Below are 17,652 nucleotides of genomic sequence, written 5' to 3'. Positions count from 1 at the left end.
ACCTAAATCCTCACCACATCGAGGACTCGGCGGACACACATGGGCACGTGCGACTTTGGGCAGCACGGGAGATAAGAATATTCGCAGTCATAATCAAGAGAATTTTTTCATCAAAGCGCGGATTTTTTCAGCAATGATTTTAGGGTTGAACAGTCGCTGCCCAGCGTTCAATTATATGGAACGAACCGGAGGATTTTCATGGACACGCTCACCCGCATCCGCGCCTTTATCGATGTTGTCGAGGCGGAAGGTTTTTCCGCCGCCGCCCGCAAGACCGGGCGTTCCAAAGCGCTTCTGTCCAAATATGTCCGGGAGCTTGAGGATGATCTCGGCGCGCTGCTTCTCAACCGCACCACCCGGCAGTTCTCGCTGACCGAGGCCGGACACACCTATTACCGCACCGCCTCGGACATTTTGAAGGAGATCGACAACCTTGCCGACCTGGTGCGCGAGAAGAATGCCGATCTCAAGGGCAAGCTCAGAATTTCGGTGCCGCGCACTTTCATCGATGCCGATGTCGGCCAGAGCCTGATCGATTTCGCCAAGGAAAACCCGGAACTGGTGCTGGAAATCGTCGCCGACGACCGATTCGTCGATCTGATCGAAGAAGGCTTCGACCTTGCGATCCGTATCACACGGCTGGAGGATTCGGGTCTCATTGCCCGCAAGCTTTCTGATTTCCGGGTTTATGCGGTGGCGACGGCGGATTTCGTGGCGAAGCATGGACCGCTCGACGGGCCACAGGATTTTGCCCGCGTGCCCTTCATCATCGACACCAATACCCGCTTTCATAATACCGTGCGTTATTTCGAACCGGATGGCGGCTCGAACTCGGTCGCCATCAGCGGGCCGATCGAGGTGAATAGCCCGCAGGCAACGTTGCGCGCCGCCCGCGCCGGGCTCGGCATCGCCATGGTGCCGGATTTCATCGCCCGTCCGCACATCCAGTCCGGTGAGCTGGTGACCCTGTTCGACGATTATATTTCCAAGGATCGCGGTATCTATGCGGTCTATCCGCACCGCCGCTACCTGCCTGCCAAGGTGCGCAGTTTCGTGGACTATCTCTCCGCGTGGTTTCGCAAGGGCGGCTGAGGAAAGGTTTTCATCGGGCCCCAATAAACAAAAACGCCCGCCTTTTGGCGGGCGTTTTCATGTGCGGGATTCTCAGAAAGGCGAATCCGGGAAGTAGAACTGCTTGGCGTTGTCCTTGGTGATGAGCGTCGCGTCGAGAATATACTCGCCGGCAACAGGCACCTGATCGTAGAAATGACCTGCTGTCAGCTGCATGGCGGTCGCCACCATCGCCGGCGGATAAAGCACGTCGACCGGCACCAGCTTGTCGCCGTCCATGACCTTCTTGATCATGTCCTTGGAACCGGCACCCGCAACGATATACTTGATATCGGTGCGCTTCGCCTGCTGGATCGCCTCCAGCACGCCGATCGCCATGTCGTCGTCCTGACACCAGACCACGTCGATCTTCTTGTATTTGGTCAGATAGTCCTGCATCACGCGGAAGGCGTCGTCGCGGTTCCAGTTGCCGTACTGGCGGTCGAGAACCTTGACGCCGGAGCCGGCAATACCCTTGTCGAAACCATCCTGGCGCTGCTGGTCGATCGGGATCGGCAGGCCGCGAATGACCACCACTTCCGCGTCAGGCGTGGTCTTCTTGATGTATTCGCCAGCCACCTGTCCGAGTGCCGGGTTGTTACCCGCAACATAGAGATCGCGGATCGAATTGTCGTTGACGCTCGGCGCGCGGTCGACAAGCGCGACGAAGGTGCCCTTGTCCTTGATTTCCTTGATGGCGTTGACGAGCGGATCGGGATCCGACGGCAGCACGACCAGTGCGTCCAGCCCCTGCACCGCAAGATCCTGAAGCGCGTTTGCCTGGTTGGCGGCATCCGGCGAGGTCTTGACGATGACGTTGAGCCCCGGATGCTCCTTCATAAGGAGCTTGGCCACACGCTCGGCGTGGTAAACGACGCCCGCCGTCCAGCCATGGTCGGCCGCCGGGATGGACACGCCGATCGTCACCTTCTTGTCCTGCGCCTGAGCAGAACCCGCAAGGACGGCAGCCAGCGCGACAAATGCCACGCCGATGAATTTTCTACGCATAGTCTCTTTCCTCCCAAGACCGGGGCGTTCCTCCTCCAACCGCACCTGCCCCACATGGCGCGGCGTGATGTGTTACCTGCGGCTGAGCGAGCGCTGCACCAGCATGGCGATGATGATGATCGCCCCCTGAATGGCACCGATCAGATATTCGCTGACGAAGTTCGACAGGATCATGATATTGCCGACGATCTCCAGAATGAAGGCGCCGCAGATCGTGCCCCAGATGCGCCCCACCCCGCCACGCAGCGCCGTGCCGCCGACGACGACGGCGGTGATGGCCTGCAATTCCCACAACATGCCTGTCGTGGCCGAGGTGGAGGCAAGACGCGGCACGTAAAGAAGCACGGCAACGGCAACGCAGAGCCCCTGAACCACATAGGCAATCGTACGCACCCGGACGACCGAAATGCCGGAATAACGCGCCACGTCCTCGCTGGAACCGACGGCAGTCAGATGCCGGCCGTAACGGGTGCGATAAAGCACGAAGGCGGCGATGGCGGCCGTCACGAAAATCACGATGACCGGCACCGGCACGCCGAGGACATTGCCGAAATAGACCGGGCGATAAAGCGTCTGGATTTCCGGGTTGCGCAGCGTGATCGCTCCGCCTTGCGACAGCCAGGTGGTGAGCCCTCGGTAAATGCCCATGGTGCCGAGCGTGGCGATAAAAGGCTCGATGCGGCCGATGGTGGTGATGAGACCGTTCGTCAGCCCGCAGGCCGCGCCGATGGCGATGGCCAGCGCCATGGCCGTGAGCAACATCAAGAGCGGGCTGGCGATGACACCGCTGTTCATGAACAGGATCATCAGGCTGGCGACGAAGGCGACCATGGCGCCGACGGAGAGATCAAGCCCGCCCGACGTGATGACATAGGTGGCACCGAGCGCGATGATGGCAATGAACGCGCTGCGAGTCACGACATTCAAAAGATTGTCGATGCCGATAAAATTCGGATTGGCGATGGTGCCGAGCACCAGCAGCAGGGCCAGCGCCACGAAAGGTGCAACGGCGCGCAGGTCCCAGTCCTTCGAGGTTTTCGGCGTTTTGCCGTTATCGAGTGCGGCCTCAGTCATATTTCCCCTCAATTGTCTTTTCTTCAGGCCTTATTCAAATGACAGGCGGGCCTCAGGCGAATTCCTGCGTATGGACGCCCGTCGCCAGCGCCACGATGTCGTTTTCGGTCATCCGCTCGCCCGCCACCTCGCCGACGATCCGGCCCGAACGCATCACGAGAATACGGTCGCAGATGCCGATCAGCTCCGGCATTTCAGAGGAAACGACGATGATCGACCGCCCCTCATCCGCAAGGCTGGCAATGAAACGGTAGATCTGTTCCTTGGTGCCGATATCGATACCGCGCGTTGGCTCATCGATGATGACGATGGACGGATCGAGCAGCATCATCTTGGCGAGCAGCAGCTTCTGCTGGTTGCCGCCGGACAGCTGGCCCGCCAGCAGGTCCTTGCGGCCGGTGCGGATGTCGAAATCGCGCACCGCATCGTCGAGCGCCTGCGCCTCCCGGCGGATATCGATCTGAAAGAGCCGGCTGAACTTGTTGAGCGAAGCGAGCGTGAGATTGACCCGCAGATCCTTGGTCAGCAGCAATCCTTTGCCCTTGCGGTCCTCGCTCAGATAAACGATGCCGGCCTTCAGACTGTCTTCGGCTTTTGCGAAATGCACCTGTCGACCCAGATGGCGGATATTTCCGCGCCCGGCCCGCAGGCCGAGGACACCTTCCATCAGCTCTGTTCTCCCCGCCCCCACCAGGCCCGCAAAACCGAGGATTTCTCCCTTGCGCAGGCTGAAGCCGGCATCCTGCGCATAACCGGGAACGGTGAAATGCTCCACCTGCAGAACCGGTTCGTGCTCGCCGCCGGCATGCCGGTCCGGATAGAGCTTGGCGACATCGCGCCCCACCATCAGCCGCGCCATATCGGCAGGCTGCAGGTCCGATGCCGCGTGCGAAGCGACCAGCCGGCCATCACGAAGGACAGTCACCCGGTCGGCGATCTCCTTCACTTCAGGCAGGCGGTGCGAAATATAAAGCACGGACACGCCCTTGGCCCTGATGTCCCTGATGACGTTCAGCAGCGCATCGGTTTCGATGGGCGTCAGGCTAGCGGTCGGCTCATCGAAAATGACGACGCGATGGGGCACGAGCAGAACACGGGCAATCTGTACCAGTTGCCGCTGGGCAATCGAAAGGCTGCCGACGATGGCATCGGGATCGATCGTGCCGCCGAGATCGGCTATCGCTTTGCGAGCTCCGGCCCGCATGGCCCGGTCGTCCATCATCGGGCCCCGGCGCAATTCGCGGCCGAGATAGATGTTCTGGGCCACCGTCAGATCCGGCGCCAGCAATATTTCCTGATGCACGAGGACGATGCCGCGATGTTCGGCGTCCACCGGTCCACTCAGCGCAACGGCTTCGCCATCGATGTGGATTTCCCCGCCCGACGGCTCCTCATTGCCGGCCAGAAGCTTCATCAGCGTCGACTTGCCGGCACCGTTCTCACCGATGATCGCGTGAACCTCGCCGGCCCGCACCGCAATCTCGATATCCTTCAGGACCTGTACCGGACCGAAAGACTTCGACAGCCCAACCGTCCGGATCAGGGCCGGGTCTGGAGATTCGTCAGCAAAAGCCATGTACCGTCACCGATATCCAACGGAAACGGACGGCATTTGCCCCTTGATTATACCTGAAATGATCATCTGCGAACTCCTCCCAAAGCTCCAGGAAGAAGCTAGCGTCCGTTTTGAGGTACGTAAAGCAATTTTCGCTGGTCTTTTAGAATACACTCAAATTTGACCGGCGCGGCAGGGTGATGCAGCGCTCCGGTCAAGGTGCTGGAGGACGTTGAAATCCCTTCATGAGACGATGCATCGCCTCGGCCCCTTCCTTGACCAGATCGAAACGTTTACCGAACAGCAGCCAGTCATAGACTATGCCTTTCAGCAGCCAGTAAAGCGCACCGAGCGCCGACTCTGCCGTCCAATTATCGTTGAAGACACCCTCTGACTGTACACGCTGAAAAGCGGCCTCCAGCACGTCTTTGTGGTGACGGTCCAGTTCTTCCTGCGCATGAAGGACCGGGGCGAACTCGTCGGAATAATTGGTACGCAGGCTGATCGTCATGATGCGCTGGCGTTGTTCGTCTTCTGCCAGAAGCGCAAGCCACTTGCACGTCGCCTCCTCGATCTTGGCCAGCAGTGCTGTCCCCTTGAGGTCCGGATCGCCAAAATCCAGCAGATCCGATTCCGGCAGCGCTACGGATTCGTAAAGGCCAATGAAAAGGTCGGCCTTGCTGGAAAAATGCCAGTATATGGCGCCACGCGTGACACCGGCCGCGGCCGCCACCTCGTCCAGTGAACTATTGGCCACACCCTTTTTGAAGAACACCCGCTCGGCGGCGGCAAGGATCGCCTGACGCGTCTCTTCTGCCTCGGCCTTGGTTCGGCGCATGCTGATGTCTCCTTCCAATCACGGCACGGCGCTTTCGCACCGTGCCTTGTTCGCAGTGCCGGTCTGTCAGTCAGATGAACGAATTCACATAACTCTCGGCCGGGACTTCACTCCTGGTTTTATTCCGCCGGCGATACGGCGTCAGCAGCAATCTTGTCGTCCTTCTTCCGATCCCCGAAAAACTTCATGACAAAGACGAAGAAGACGGGAACGAAGAAGATCGCGAGGATCGTCGCCGAGATCATACCGCCCAGAACGCCGGTGCCGATGGCGTTCTGGCTCGCCGCGCTGGCGCCCGAGGCAATTGCCATCGGCAGCACGCCGAGCGAGAAGGCGAGCGAGGTCATGAGGATCGGCCGGAAGCGCAGGTGGGCCGCCTCCACTGTCGCATCATAGGTGGATTTGCCTTCCGCCCGCAGATCCTTGGCAAATTCGATGATCAGGATCGCGTTCTTGGCCGAAAGCCCGATAATGGCGACGAGGCCGACGAGGAAGTAGACGTCGTTCGGCATGCCGCGCAGCATCACCGCCGCCACCGAACCGATGACGCCGAGCGGCACCACCAGCATGACCGAGAGCGGAATGGACCAGCTTTCATAAAGCGCCGCCAGCAGCAGGAAGACGAACAGCACGCTGAGGCCGATAAGTGCCGGCGCCTGCGAGCCCGACTGGATTTCCTGCAGCGACTGCCCAGTCCATTCGAAACCGAAACCACCAGGCAACTCACGCGCCAGACGCTCCATTTCGGCAATCGCATCACCGGAGGAGTAACCGGGCGCGGACTGGCCGCTGACACGGATTGCCGGATAGCCGTTATAACCGACCACCTGCGAGGGACCGCGAACCCATTCCACCGAAGCGAATGAGCTGACCGGCACCATGCCACCATTGGCATTGCGGACGTTGAGGTTCAAAAGATCCTCGGTCTTCATACGCTGGCCCTGCTCCGCCTGCACCGTCACGCGCTGCATGCGGCCGGCATTGGGGAAGTCGTTGACGTAGGACGAACCCATATTGGCCGAGATGGTGGCGTTGATGTCGCTGAAGGTGACACCGAAGGTGTTGGCCTTTTCACGGTCGATGATGAGGTTCACCTGCGCCGCATCCGGCATGCCTTCGATGCGAAGACCGGCAAGGATGGGGCTCTGGCGGGCGGCGGCCATGAGCTGGGCGCCTGCTGCGCTGAGTGCGGTTTGACCGGCACCCGACCTATCCTGAAGACGGAAGGTGAAGCCGCTCGAGTTGCCCAGACCCTGAATAGGCGGCGGCGACAAGGCGAACGACATGGCATCCGGCAGGCCCCAAAGCTTGCCGTTGATCCGGGCGGAGATGGCCGCAGCCGAATCCTCGGGTCCACGTTCGCTCCAGTCCTTCAGCGTCGCGAAAGCAAGGCCGGCATTCTGGCCTGACCCTGAGAAGGAGAAGCCCGAGATCGCAATGACGCGCTCCACCGCCGGCTCTTCCATGAAGATTTTCTCGATCTGCTGGATGGATTGCAGGGTGCGCTCGGTGCTGGCTTCCGCCGGCGCCTGAATATCGACGATCAGATAGCCCTGGTCCTCGTTTGGCAGGAACGAGCTTGGCAGCTGCATATAGGCCCAGCCGAGACCGGCAAGCAGAGCCGCATAGATGATCATGAAGCGGCCTGAGCGCTTGATGATGCCGCCCACCGAGGAGGAGTATTTGTGCGACGCCTTATCGAAATTGCGGTTGAACCAGCCAAAAAATCCTTTCTTCTCGTGATGCCCTGCCTTGATCGGCTTCAGGAACGAGGCGCAGAGCGCGGGCGTGAGCGACAGCGCGAGGAAGCCCGAGAACAGGATGGAAACTACCATGGTCAGACTGAACTGTTGGTAGATGATGCCGACAGCGCCCGGGAAAAAGGCCATCGGCACGAACACCGCGGTCAGCACCAGCGTGATGCCTATGATGGCACCCGAAATCTGGCCCATGGCCTTTCGGGTCGCCTCCTTCGGCGACAGATGCTCCTCAGCCATGATGCGTTCGACATTCTCGACAACGACGATCGCGTCGTCCACCAGAATGCCGATGGCGAGAACCATCGCGAACATGGTGAGCACGTTGATCGAGAACCCCGAGACATACATGACGGCGCAGGTGCCCAGCAGCGCCACGGGCACCACCAGTGTCGGAATGATCGTGTAGCGGATGTTCTGCAGGAAGACGAACATCACCACGAAGACAAGGATCATTGCCTCGATCAGCGTGTGAATGACCTTCTCGATCGAGATCTTGACGAAGGGACTGGTATCATAGGGAATCTCATATTCGATGCCCTGCGGGAAATAACGCGACAACTCTTCCATCGTCGCGCGAACGCCTTCGGAGGTCTGCATGGCATTTGCCGTTGGTGACAGCTGTACGCCGATGGCAGCACTCGGTTTACCGTTGAGGCGGCTCGAGAAATTGTAGCTCTCGCCGCCCACTTCGACACGCGCGACATCACGCAGCCGCACCGATGAACCGTCGGGATTGGCGCGCAGCACGATGGAGCCGAATTCCTCGGGCGAGGTCAGCTGGCCCTGGACGTTGACGGTCGCAGAAATCTGCTGGCCGACAGGGTTTGGCGATGCGCCGATGCGGCCGGCGGCAACCTGCGAGTTCTGCGCCTGAATGGCGTTGATGACATCGTCCGAGGTCAGGCTGAGACCCAACATCTTGTCGGGATCCATCCAGATGCGCATGGAGCGCTGGGTAGCGAACAGCTGTGCGCTGCCGACACCCGGCACACGGCGCAATTCACCCAGCACGTTACGGCTGAGATAATCGCCAAGACCGATGGCATCGGTGTTGCCGTCGACGGAGGTCAGCGCCACCATCATCAGAAACGATGTGCCGGCCTGTTCGACACGCAGGCCCTGCTGCGTCACAGACCGGGGCAGACGGGGCTCGACACGCGCGATGCGGTTTTGAACTTCGACCTGGGCTTCGCCGATATTGGTACCCGGCTCGAAGGTCACGTTGATCGAAATACGGCCGGAGGATTCCGACGTCGATTCAAAGTAGATGAGACCGGGAACGCCGTTCAGCTCTTCCTCGACGGGCCGGGTAACACTCTGATAGATGTCTTCCGGCGAGGCACCCGGATAGTTGGTGCCGATCGAAATCTGCGGCGGGGCCACATTCGGATATTGCGCAATCGGCAGCATGGGTATGGCGAGCAGGCCCGCCAGCATGATGAAGATGGCGACGACCCAGGCAAAAATGGGCCGATCGATGAAAAAACGTGCCATGGAAATCGGTCCTTATTGCTTCGCGGCGGCCGCGGGGGCAGCAGCGACATCAGGCTCCTGCGACCACGGTTCGGGCTTCACCTTGGCGCCCGGCGCGGTTTTCTGGAAACCTTCGGCGACGACGCGGTCGCCATCGTCAAGGCCTTCCGAAATCACCCAGCGGTCACCGATGGAGCGGCCGACGCTGACGCGCCGCTGTTCGACGGTATCCTCGGCATTAACGACAAGCACGCTTGCCTGCCCGCCCGCATCGCGCTGCACTGCCTGCTGCGGCACGGCAAAGGCCGCCTTCTGAATGCCCTGCTGGATCTGGACGCGGACATACATGCCCGGCAAAAGATCACCATTCGGGTTGGGGAATTCGCCGCGCAGCGTCACCTGGCCGGTAGTTTCATCCACCGCCGCTTCGGAGAACAGCAGGCGGCCGGAAACCGGATAACGGCTGCCGTCATCAAACAGCAGATTGACTTCGGCCTCGTTCTGGCCGGTCATCAGCTGGCCGTCCTGCAGCGCCTTGCGCAGGCGAATGAGATCGGCGGCGGGCTGGGTGAAGTCGGCATAGATCGGATCAAGCTGCTGGATCGTTGCCAGGCTTTCCGAACCGGTGGCGCTGACCAGCGCGCCTTCGGTGATGCGTGCCCGGCCGATGACGCCGCTGATCGGGGCCTTCACATCGGCATATTGCAGATTAAGCCTTGCTTCCGCAACGCCGGCCTCCGCCACCGCCACTTCGGCATCGGCCTGCGCCAGCAAAGCGATGGCGTTGTCGAATTCCTGCTGCGAGCCGACATTGGAGCGGCGCAGCTGCTGCTGTCGGTCGGCGGTCTGCCTCGCCTGCAGTTGGGCGGCCTGCGCCCGGCGTAGCGTACCCTCGGCGCTATCGACACGTACCTGGAATGGCGCACGATCGATCCGGTAGAGAACGTCGCCTTCCTTCACCAGCGAACCCTGCTCAAACACCCGCTCCACGATGATGCCTGAAACGCGTGGGCGCACTTCGGCAAGCCGCGTCGGCGCGATGCGCCCCGGCAATTCGTTGGTGATGGGCAGTTCTTCCGGCTTCACGGCCACAACCTTGACCGCACCGGGCGGAGGTGCGGCGGGCGCGGACGCCTGCTCATCGCTACACCCGACCAGAACGATGCCTGTCAACAACACCGCTGCGATCTGCCCAAATCTCTTCGCCATACTGCGCTCCGAATCCACAAAATAAGTCACATTTACATACATACTAAGACGTATGTAAAATTCCGGCAATAGAATTGTTGCAGCGCAAAAACACGCTCACGCGCTTGTGAAGAAGCGCGCGGCCCTAACCGGACACCAAGGAAGACTGGAATCGTGAAATGGGTGGGAAAGTCAGGCCAATCGCATCGACATCATCCTCGGGCTTGTCCAGAGGATCTGCGAGGTCCTGATTTTGTTGACGTGTTTAAATCCTTGGGACAAGCCCAAGGACGACGTCGAGATAATGCAATCGTCGCAGCAGACAAGAACGCCCCGCCCCTTGAATCCACCCTTGCCGCTTTATCCTCAGAAGAGGCGTTTCAGCGAGGAGGCTTCCGACTGAGGGCTGCTCTTCGTCGTATCGCTATTGTCTGCAGAACGGCTGCGCAGGGCCGCATAATAAGCGTTCTTCTGCTCGTACATGTTCATGTCGGCCCGGCGCACCACCGATTCCATCGTTTCGCCAGCCTCACTGGTCGCCACGCCCAGCGACAGGCTCAGCGGCGCGCTGGAATAGAACTGGTTATTGATCTTCAGCAACTCATAGACCGTGTCGACCATGGCGGCTGCCACCTGCTTGTCGGCGCCGGGAAGAAGGATGGCGAATTCGTCACCGCCAATGCGCGCGGCATGATTTGGCGCGGTCACCACGCCATTCAGCACCTCGCCCACCCGCCGCAGCAACGCGTCACCGGCATCGTGGCCGAGCTTGTCATTGGCATCCTTCAGGCCGTTGAGATCAATGACGATGGCAGAAACCGGCCTCAGTGCGCTGCGCTCCAGCCGGTTCAACTCGTCCGAATAAAAAGCGCGGTTATGCAGTTTGGTCAGCACATCGTGCTTGCCGAGATATTCGAGATAGGCTTCCGCCTTCTTGCGCGCGGTAATATCCGTCAGCGCCACCTGCACCAGCGACCAGTCCCGCTCATGGCCGGGAAAGACGGAAAAATGCAGGAGGACGTGCCGCTCCGAACCGTCGAGCGCATAATTCACCACCTCGCGGTGATGGGTGAGATTGCCGTTCCAAAGCTCGATCAGCTGTTCCCGGAACGGCTTTTCCATCTCGCCGCGGAAAATATCGCCAAGCCGCTGCAACAGAACCTGCCGGTCCGCCGCACAGAAAAGGTCGAGCGTCGCCTGATTGACGTCGATCACCCGGATTTCGCTCATGCATTGCCGCACGAATTCGGGATGCACATCCATGAACACCCGGAAATCGACAATCCCGCGATCCCTCACCTCTTCGATCAGCCGCCGTACCCGGCTGAAATCTTCCACCCAGAGGGAGACCGGCGAATGTTTGAACATGCCCTCGGCATAACGGCGGTTGAGAAGTTCCTTGCGGCGGGCTTCCTCCCGCTCCGTCACATCCTCCGTCGTCAAAAGCAGCCGGCCGAGCGTATCCTCGTGGCCGGGAATGACGGCGCCGCGCAGCTGGATGTCGAGCCGCCGGCCGCCGATAGAATAGTTCACCGCATTGCTGGTGAATTCCGTCCGGCCCGCCCAGAGTTCGGAAAGCTCGTTCACATGGCTTTCCAGCATGTCGTCGCGAAAAATCCGGTGCAGATTGTCAACGAGATGCGCCTGGTCGCGGGCCTCGAACAGTTCCAGCGTCTTGGCGTTGACCTCTATCACGCGGATTTTCTGCGAACAGGCCGCCACCCGCGATAAATCCTCCAGAAGAAACGCTCTGATATCTTCTATACCCTCAGCCCGCCAGATATCGAACTGGCTCTTCACCTCGCTGAAATCTTCGATCCACATCGCCACGGGTGCAAGATTGAAGACATTGGTATCGATCGTCTCAGTCATACGGGCATTCTTCTCGAAAAGTAGATGCAGGCGGATGCCGGAATGGTACGGAACGGCGACAGCCGTCCGCACATCAAGATTTATTAGGGATATTGGACTTTAAGCAAGCATTTATCGCGCAAACCGCCGGATTGCGCGATAAATCAGGGGTCTCGCCGATGGATGCCCGTTACCAGAGCTTCACGTGGCGGTTCACATCCTTATAGAGCAGGTAACGGAACCGGCCTGGCCCACCCGCATAACAGGCCTGCGGGCAATAGGCGCGCAACCACATGAAGTCCCCCGCCTGCACCTCCACCCAGTCCTCGTTCAGCCGGTAGACTGCCTTGCCTTCCAGCACATAAAGGCCGTGTTCCATCACATGGGTCTCCATGAACGGAATGGTCGCACCCGGTTCGAAGGTGACGATGTTGAGATGCATATCGTAACGGACGTCTTCCGGATCGATGAAGCGCGTCGTCGCCCATTTGCCCTCCGTGTCAGGCATGGCCGACAAGGCAATCTCGTCTTCATGCGAAAAGATCGGCGGCGGCGGCTCAAGGCCGTCAACCGCCTGGAACGCCTTGCGAACCCAGTGGAATTTGACCGGCGCCTTGCTGGAGTTGTTCACCTGCCAGCACGCACCGGCCGGCAGGAAGGCAAACGAACCCTCCCGCAGGGCATGCTGCGCGCCTTCGAGCGTCACGGTCATCTCGCCTTCCACGACGAAGATCGCGGCTTCAGCCCTTTCGTCCGGCTCCGGCCGGTCGCTGCCGCCACCGGGCTGTACCTCAACGATATATTGCGCGAAAGTCTCGGAAAAACCGGTCATCGGCCGGGCGATGATCCAGGCCCGCGTGCCGGTCCAGTGCGGCAGCACGCTCGTCACGATATCGGACATCACGGTCTTGGGGATGACGGCATAGGCGGTCTTGAAAACAGCCTTGCTCGACAGCAGTTCCGTCTGCCCCGGCAGACCGCCCATATCCGAATAATATCTCTTCATTTCAGCCATTCCATTCTGCAACGCATTCGGCGCGGATTCTTAGGCCCGCGACGACGTTTAAGCAAATGGTTATTGGCAGGCGGAGACCGGCCGAAAGAGGTTACACTTTCTTTCGCATCGTCGCATAGACGATATTGTGGTTCTCGCCGAAAAACACCTCCGCCTCGATGCTCGATGGATCGGCGCTGGCATTGACGATCCGCCACATATCCGCCTTCGAGCGCAGCAGCAGAGCCCAGTTCATGAAGGTCTCCATATAGCCATCCACGACGATATCCTCGGAGAAGTTGGCAAAGAGGAACATGCCGCCGGGTTTCAGCATCTCCATGCAGCGCCGCGTCAGTTTGATCGCCACGCGGTCGTTCAGATAATCGTAAAGACCAGCCGCATAGATGAGATCGAAGCTGCCGAGTTCCTGCGTGCGCAGCACAATATCGCGTACCGAGCCGTCGATCGCCTCGATGCAGGTGCCGTTGAAATCGCGCGCGACGGAGCCGACGCTGAGCGGGTCCTGGTCGAGCGCCACCCAGCGCTTGATAGCGCCTTCTTTCAGCGCTGCGGAAGCATCGGCCTCGCGCAGATGGCCGGAAGCGATGGTGAGGATTTCCGTGTCCTTGCCGTGCCGGACGGCGGCCTCGTCAACAAAACGCGTCAGCAAATCGCGCCGCTCGCGCACGGCGACCGAGGAACTGGCATCCTTCGTATAGTCATAAAGGGCCGTGCCGAGCGGGGTGGCCCCGTTCACCTGTTCGGAGACGCTGGGATGACCATAGATGAAATCCAGCAATTGCGCGTCGCCCGAATAACCGCGCGGCTTTTCGAAGGACCAGCGCGTGAAGGGGTCTTCCAGAAAATGACCCGACACGGGGTGATTCTGTACCAGCGGAATCAGTTCAGCCCACACGCTTGAGTGGAGCTTCTCTCGCAGACCGTGCAGCGCCCCCGCGGTCCGATGTATTATCTCATGAGCCGAAACACGATTGTCGAATTGCTGCTGTGCCAATTCGAGAATGAGCGCGATTTCTGCTTTCGCGACCGCAAATTGCTCATCGAAAGTTTCCGTCTTTCGCGCAAAAATCTCTTTTGCGACAGTATCCGGGGTGATCAGACTTGCCCCGTCAAGATTTTTCTTCTTTACCCGCACCACATCAGCCTCCAGTATTAACACATTGTTAACTATACGTTTCTGGGAGACGGATGGCCACTCGCTTTCGATTTTTCAGCGGTGTAGGGATACATTAGTAAATTAGCGTACTTTTTTGGTCACACTCGTGGGTAGGGGAGAAAGCGGATACGTGATTTAGTGAAACTTAATGTTGCGAACGTATGATGCGTTCTTCTTCCCGGTGTTTTCCGCTCGCATTGGGAGAGATTGACGAGAACCCGCGCCAGTGCATTAGCACACGGAAAAGTGGAATAAGCAGTTACTTGATTAAGTATACGCAACACTATGGGAAAGTGCATGAAGCACACATTGGGAGAGGTGAGTGGACAGCAAGACTATCGGCGGCCGGACTCCCGGTTTTCTGATGAACTTCTTGCCCTTTACCAACAGGAAGGCGAGCGCAGTCGCCGCGGTTCAATTCGGCGAGGCCTGTGGACGGCCGTTTTTATCTATCTGCTGTTTGCCGCAACCGACATCATTCTGATACCCGACGTCGCATTTTATACCATTTTCGCACGTTTCGTCGTCGTCCTGTCCTCTTTGCTGACGCTGGAGATCCAGCTGCGCAAGGGCGCAAGTACGGCAGCCCTTGATCTCACCTGCGCCACCGCGCTGGTCATGGGCTATATCGGCTGGCTGGTGCCTTCGCTTTTCACCGACAATATCGAAAACATGTCCTACTACATGGTTTTCGGGGCTATCTTCATGATGGGCGCTAATCTGTTTTTCAGCTTCCGCTTCCATCTGTCGCTGGTGTCATCAGGCATCATTCTCGTCACCTATTTTCTGGCGTCGACGCAGTTTCCCGAGGATGTTTTCTACAAATTCGCGTTCGGCACCTTCTACATTTCGTGCTTCGTCTTCACCTCCTATGTGAACTGGAACCTCAACCGCGAGCGTTACCACGTCTTCCTCAACGCGCTGGAAGCAAAGGCGCAGCAGAAGGCAGCGGATGAGCGTGGACAGGCGCTGCTGCGGCTCTCCAATACCGATTCCCTGACCGGCCTGCAGAACCGCCGCGCCATCGACCATCATCTGCGGCTGCTGTGGGACAATTGGAGCAAAAAGGGAGAGGGTTTCGCCGTCCTTCTGATCGACGTCGACTTCTTCAAGAAATACAACGACCGCTACGGCCACCAGGAAGGCGACAAATGCCTGATGACGGTGGGCAACGCGCTGCAGGATGCAATCATCGACCACGGCGCCTCGATCGGCCGCTACGGCGGTGAAGAATTCATCGTGCTGGTGCCGTTCAAATCCAAGCAGCAGGTGGGCGAGCTTGCCGAGACGATCCGCCACACCGTTGAAGAGCTTTCGCTGGCGCATGACCAACGTCGCGACGGCACTTTCATCGTCACCGTCAGCATCGGCGCCTCTTTCACTCGCCCCAATCCCGACGGCAAGCTTGAGAAAATCATCAACGAAGCCGACCGCGCGCTCTATATCGCCAAGGGCAACGGCCGCAACTGCATGAAGCTGTTCGATCCTGAAGATCCGCAGACCAGCGATGAGACCGAGAACATTGCCGCCCTGCTGAAGATCGCCATCGCGGAAAATCTCGTTTCCCTCGTCTATCAGCCGATCCTCAACGTCTCCACCAATGAGACCGCAGGCGTCGAGGCCCTGATGCGGCTTCGCCTGCTGGACGGCAATCTGGTGTCGCCCGGTATTTTCATTCCGATTGCCGAACGCACCGGCACGATCATGGAATTGGGCCTTTGGACCATCAAGACCGTCTGCAAGCAGCTTCTTGCCGATGACAGGGTGGATGTCGTCAGCGTCAATGTCTCGCCGATGCAATTGAAAAATCCGGGTTTTGCCACCTCGGTTGCGGCCATCCTCGTGGAGGCCGGCATTGCCGGCAACAGGCTTGCCTTCGAGATCACGGAAGGCGTCGACATGGAAATGCATTCCGACGTTTTACGCTGCCTGAGCGACCTGAAGACGCTTGGCATCAATATCTGGCTGGATGATTTCGGAACCGGTTTCGCCGGCCTTTCCTGGCTGCGCATGACGGATTTCGACACGGTCAAGATCGATCGCTCCTTCCTGCAGGACAGCAACACGCCGCGCGGCCGCGCGATGTTGCAGGACATGATCCGCCTCATCCGCAATCGCGGCCACAAGATCCTCATCGAAGGCGTGGAAACGGAAGACCAGCTGAGACTCGTACGCCAGATGGAGATCGACTACGCGCAGGGCTATTATATCGGCCGTCCGGTCGTCGCCGAACGGCTGGGCGCGGCGGCAACGCCCTATCCGCGCCCAAACATGCTGATGCGCCCCGCCTGATCCGGCGATGGTAGGCCGCCGTCATCCATAGGCGGCTTTAATGATAGGTGGGTGGGCTGACCGAGAATTTTTCCGCAAGCTCCGAAAAGGCCGCCCGTGTAACGGGATCGACAGGCGCGCCTTCCCTCTCCCGTTTTGCCGCAACCGCCCATTCCCGGTCGCCCGGCGCCATGACCTTGCAATCTTCGCGGGCGGGTGATCCGCGCAGCACTTCGAGATAACGTTTCATACCCTCGTCGAACACGTCCCGCTCCAGGAAGGCCTCCGGCTTCAGCGCCAGAACGAAGGCTCCAAGCCCGCGCGGCGTTGAAAAATCCGGCCCGCCCATGGGGGCGAGATCGAAACTGAGCTTCATGCCGGTAAGAACGGCGCTGAAAATCTCGACCACTCCTGCCAGCGCCGCACCCTTGAAACCGAATTCACCGCCAACGGGGGCAAGCATCTCGACGGCATTGGGGTCGCGCGTATCGACGCCGTCGCCATCCGAGGCAACGCCTTGCGGCAATTGTTGGCCAAGGCTCCGGTAGAGCAGAACGCGATTATACGGCACGGCGCTTGTGGCCATATCCAGCAGCCAGGGCATATCATCCGCTGCCGGCACACCGACGGCAATCGGGTTGGTGCCGTGGAACCGCATGGCACCATCATGCAAGCGCACGAAACTGTCCGAATTGCAGAAGGTGAGGCCGATATAACCCTGCCGGGCCGCTTCCAGCGCATAAGCGCCGGCCGGGCCGAAATGCGAGGAGTTGCGGATCGCCACCGCGCCAATGCCGAATTTCTCCGCAAGCGCCATGGCATTCTCCATGGCCGCATAGGTGGCGCGGGCGCCATGGGCGTGATCGGCATCGATCGTTTCTACGGCGCCGAAGCCGGAAACCCGGCTGATCTGCGGCCGCCGGTTGAGGCGTCCACCTTCAAGGGCCGTGACATAGTGGGCAAGCAGGCGCACGCCGTGGCTGTCCACGCCAAGCCTTGTGCCATGCATCATGGCGCGGGTCGCCGCACCGGCCGTTTCCTCATCGGTGCCGACGGCCAGAAAAACGGCGCGGCAAAACCGCTCCAACTCGTCCAGCCTCGCCAGAACAGTGGCCTTTTCGTTACCGTGCGTCATGAGGGAACCCTACCCAATTCCAGAATCTATGCCGCACAGGCTATTCACGGGGCGCGTTTTTGCAATCGAATATCGCGACCGAAACGCCAATAAGCGCTCAAGATACGACAACCTCATATCCATGATTCCGGGTTTGCGCCGGAAACCAGTGCGATCAAGTCCTTGATCTCAGAAGTCCCTTCCACGTCGCACACGCGACGTGGCTGTATGCCGGGTCG

Annotated in this window: 12 protein-coding genes; 2 read left to right on the top strand and 10 right to left on the bottom strand. The window is 59.5% G+C overall.

Going from position 1 to position 17,652, the window contains the following annotated elements:
- The first annotated feature begins 198 nt into the window (after positions 1–198).
- The gene (locus GSF67_RS22395; RefSeq protein ID WP_006314765.1) at positions 199–1,092 is read left to right on the top strand and encodes a LysR family transcriptional regulator; all 894 of its coding nucleotides are present in this window, start codon (positions 199–201) and stop codon (positions 1,090–1,092) included.
- A 72-nt stretch (positions 1,093–1,164) separates the two neighbouring features.
- Here GSF67_RS22395 and GSF67_RS22390 read toward each other — a convergent pair whose 3' ends face one another.
- The 9 genes from GSF67_RS22390 to GSF67_RS22350 form a co-directional block, all read right to left on the bottom strand.
- Positions 1,165–2,118: a substrate-binding domain-containing protein gene (locus tag GSF67_RS22390; RefSeq protein WP_006314766.1), complete on the bottom strand. Its 954-nt coding sequence runs from the start codon at positions 2,116–2,118 to the stop codon at positions 1,165–1,167.
- Between the two features lie 72 nt (positions 2,119–2,190).
- Positions 2,191–3,192: an ABC transporter permease gene (locus tag GSF67_RS22385; protein ID WP_035216160.1), complete on the bottom strand. Its 1,002-nt coding sequence runs from the start codon at positions 3,190–3,192 to the stop codon at positions 2,191–2,193.
- Positions 3,193–3,244: 52 nt separating this feature from the next.
- The gene (locus GSF67_RS22380; RefSeq protein ID WP_006314768.1) at positions 3,245–4,768 is read right to left on the bottom strand and encodes a sugar ABC transporter ATP-binding protein; all 1,524 of its coding nucleotides are present in this window, start codon (positions 4,766–4,768) and stop codon (positions 3,245–3,247) included.
- A 193-nt stretch (positions 4,769–4,961) separates the two neighbouring features.
- Entirely contained in the window at positions 4,962–5,585 is a 624-nt protein-coding gene (locus GSF67_RS22375; protein ID WP_006314770.1) for a TetR family transcriptional regulator, read from the bottom strand.
- Positions 5,586–5,704: 119 nt separating this feature from the next.
- Positions 5,705–8,839: an efflux RND transporter permease subunit gene (locus tag GSF67_RS22370; RefSeq protein WP_006314772.1), complete on the bottom strand. Its 3,135-nt coding sequence runs from the start codon at positions 8,837–8,839 to the stop codon at positions 5,705–5,707.
- Between the two features lie 12 nt (positions 8,840–8,851).
- The gene (locus tag GSF67_RS22365; RefSeq protein ID WP_083815974.1) at positions 8,852–10,027 is read right to left on the bottom strand and encodes an efflux RND transporter periplasmic adaptor subunit; all 1,176 of its coding nucleotides are present in this window, start codon (positions 10,025–10,027) and stop codon (positions 8,852–8,854) included.
- A 345-nt stretch (positions 10,028–10,372) separates the two neighbouring features.
- Entirely contained in the window at positions 10,373–11,878 is a 1,506-nt protein-coding gene (locus GSF67_RS22360; RefSeq protein WP_035216161.1) for a sensor domain-containing diguanylate cyclase, read from the bottom strand.
- A gap of 169 nt (positions 11,879–12,047) precedes the next feature.
- On the bottom strand, positions 12,048–12,872 hold the full coding sequence (locus GSF67_RS22355; protein ID WP_006314783.1) for a bifunctional allantoicase/(S)-ureidoglycine aminohydrolase: 825 nt from the start codon (positions 12,870–12,872) through the stop codon (positions 12,048–12,050).
- 91 nt (positions 12,873–12,963) lie between these two features.
- Positions 12,964–14,010, bottom strand: coding sequence for a class I SAM-dependent methyltransferase (locus GSF67_RS22350; protein ID WP_006314784.1), 1,047 nt, complete (start codon positions 14,008–14,010; stop codon positions 12,964–12,966).
- A 315-nt stretch (positions 14,011–14,325) separates the two neighbouring features.
- Between GSF67_RS22350 and GSF67_RS22345 the strand changes: the two genes are divergently transcribed.
- On the top strand, positions 14,326–16,320 hold the full coding sequence (locus tag GSF67_RS22345) for a bifunctional diguanylate cyclase/phosphodiesterase (protein WP_006314785.1): 1,995 nt from the start codon (positions 14,326–14,328) through the stop codon (positions 16,318–16,320).
- Positions 16,321–16,357: 37 nt separating this feature from the next.
- Here GSF67_RS22345 and GSF67_RS22340 read toward each other — a convergent pair whose 3' ends face one another.
- The gene (locus GSF67_RS22340) at positions 16,358–17,434 is read right to left on the bottom strand and encodes an Ldh family oxidoreductase (protein WP_006314786.1); all 1,077 of its coding nucleotides are present in this window, start codon (positions 17,432–17,434) and stop codon (positions 16,358–16,360) included.
- Between the last annotated feature and the right edge of the window lie 218 nt (positions 17,435–17,652).

Origin of the sequence: Agrobacterium sp. CGMCC 11546, from assembly GCF_013365515.1 — a bacterium.
In the GTDB taxonomy this organism is placed as follows: domain Bacteria; phylum Pseudomonadota; class Alphaproteobacteria; order Rhizobiales; family Rhizobiaceae; genus Agrobacterium; species Agrobacterium fabrum.
This window is presented reverse-complemented; position numbering and strand designations above follow the sequence as displayed.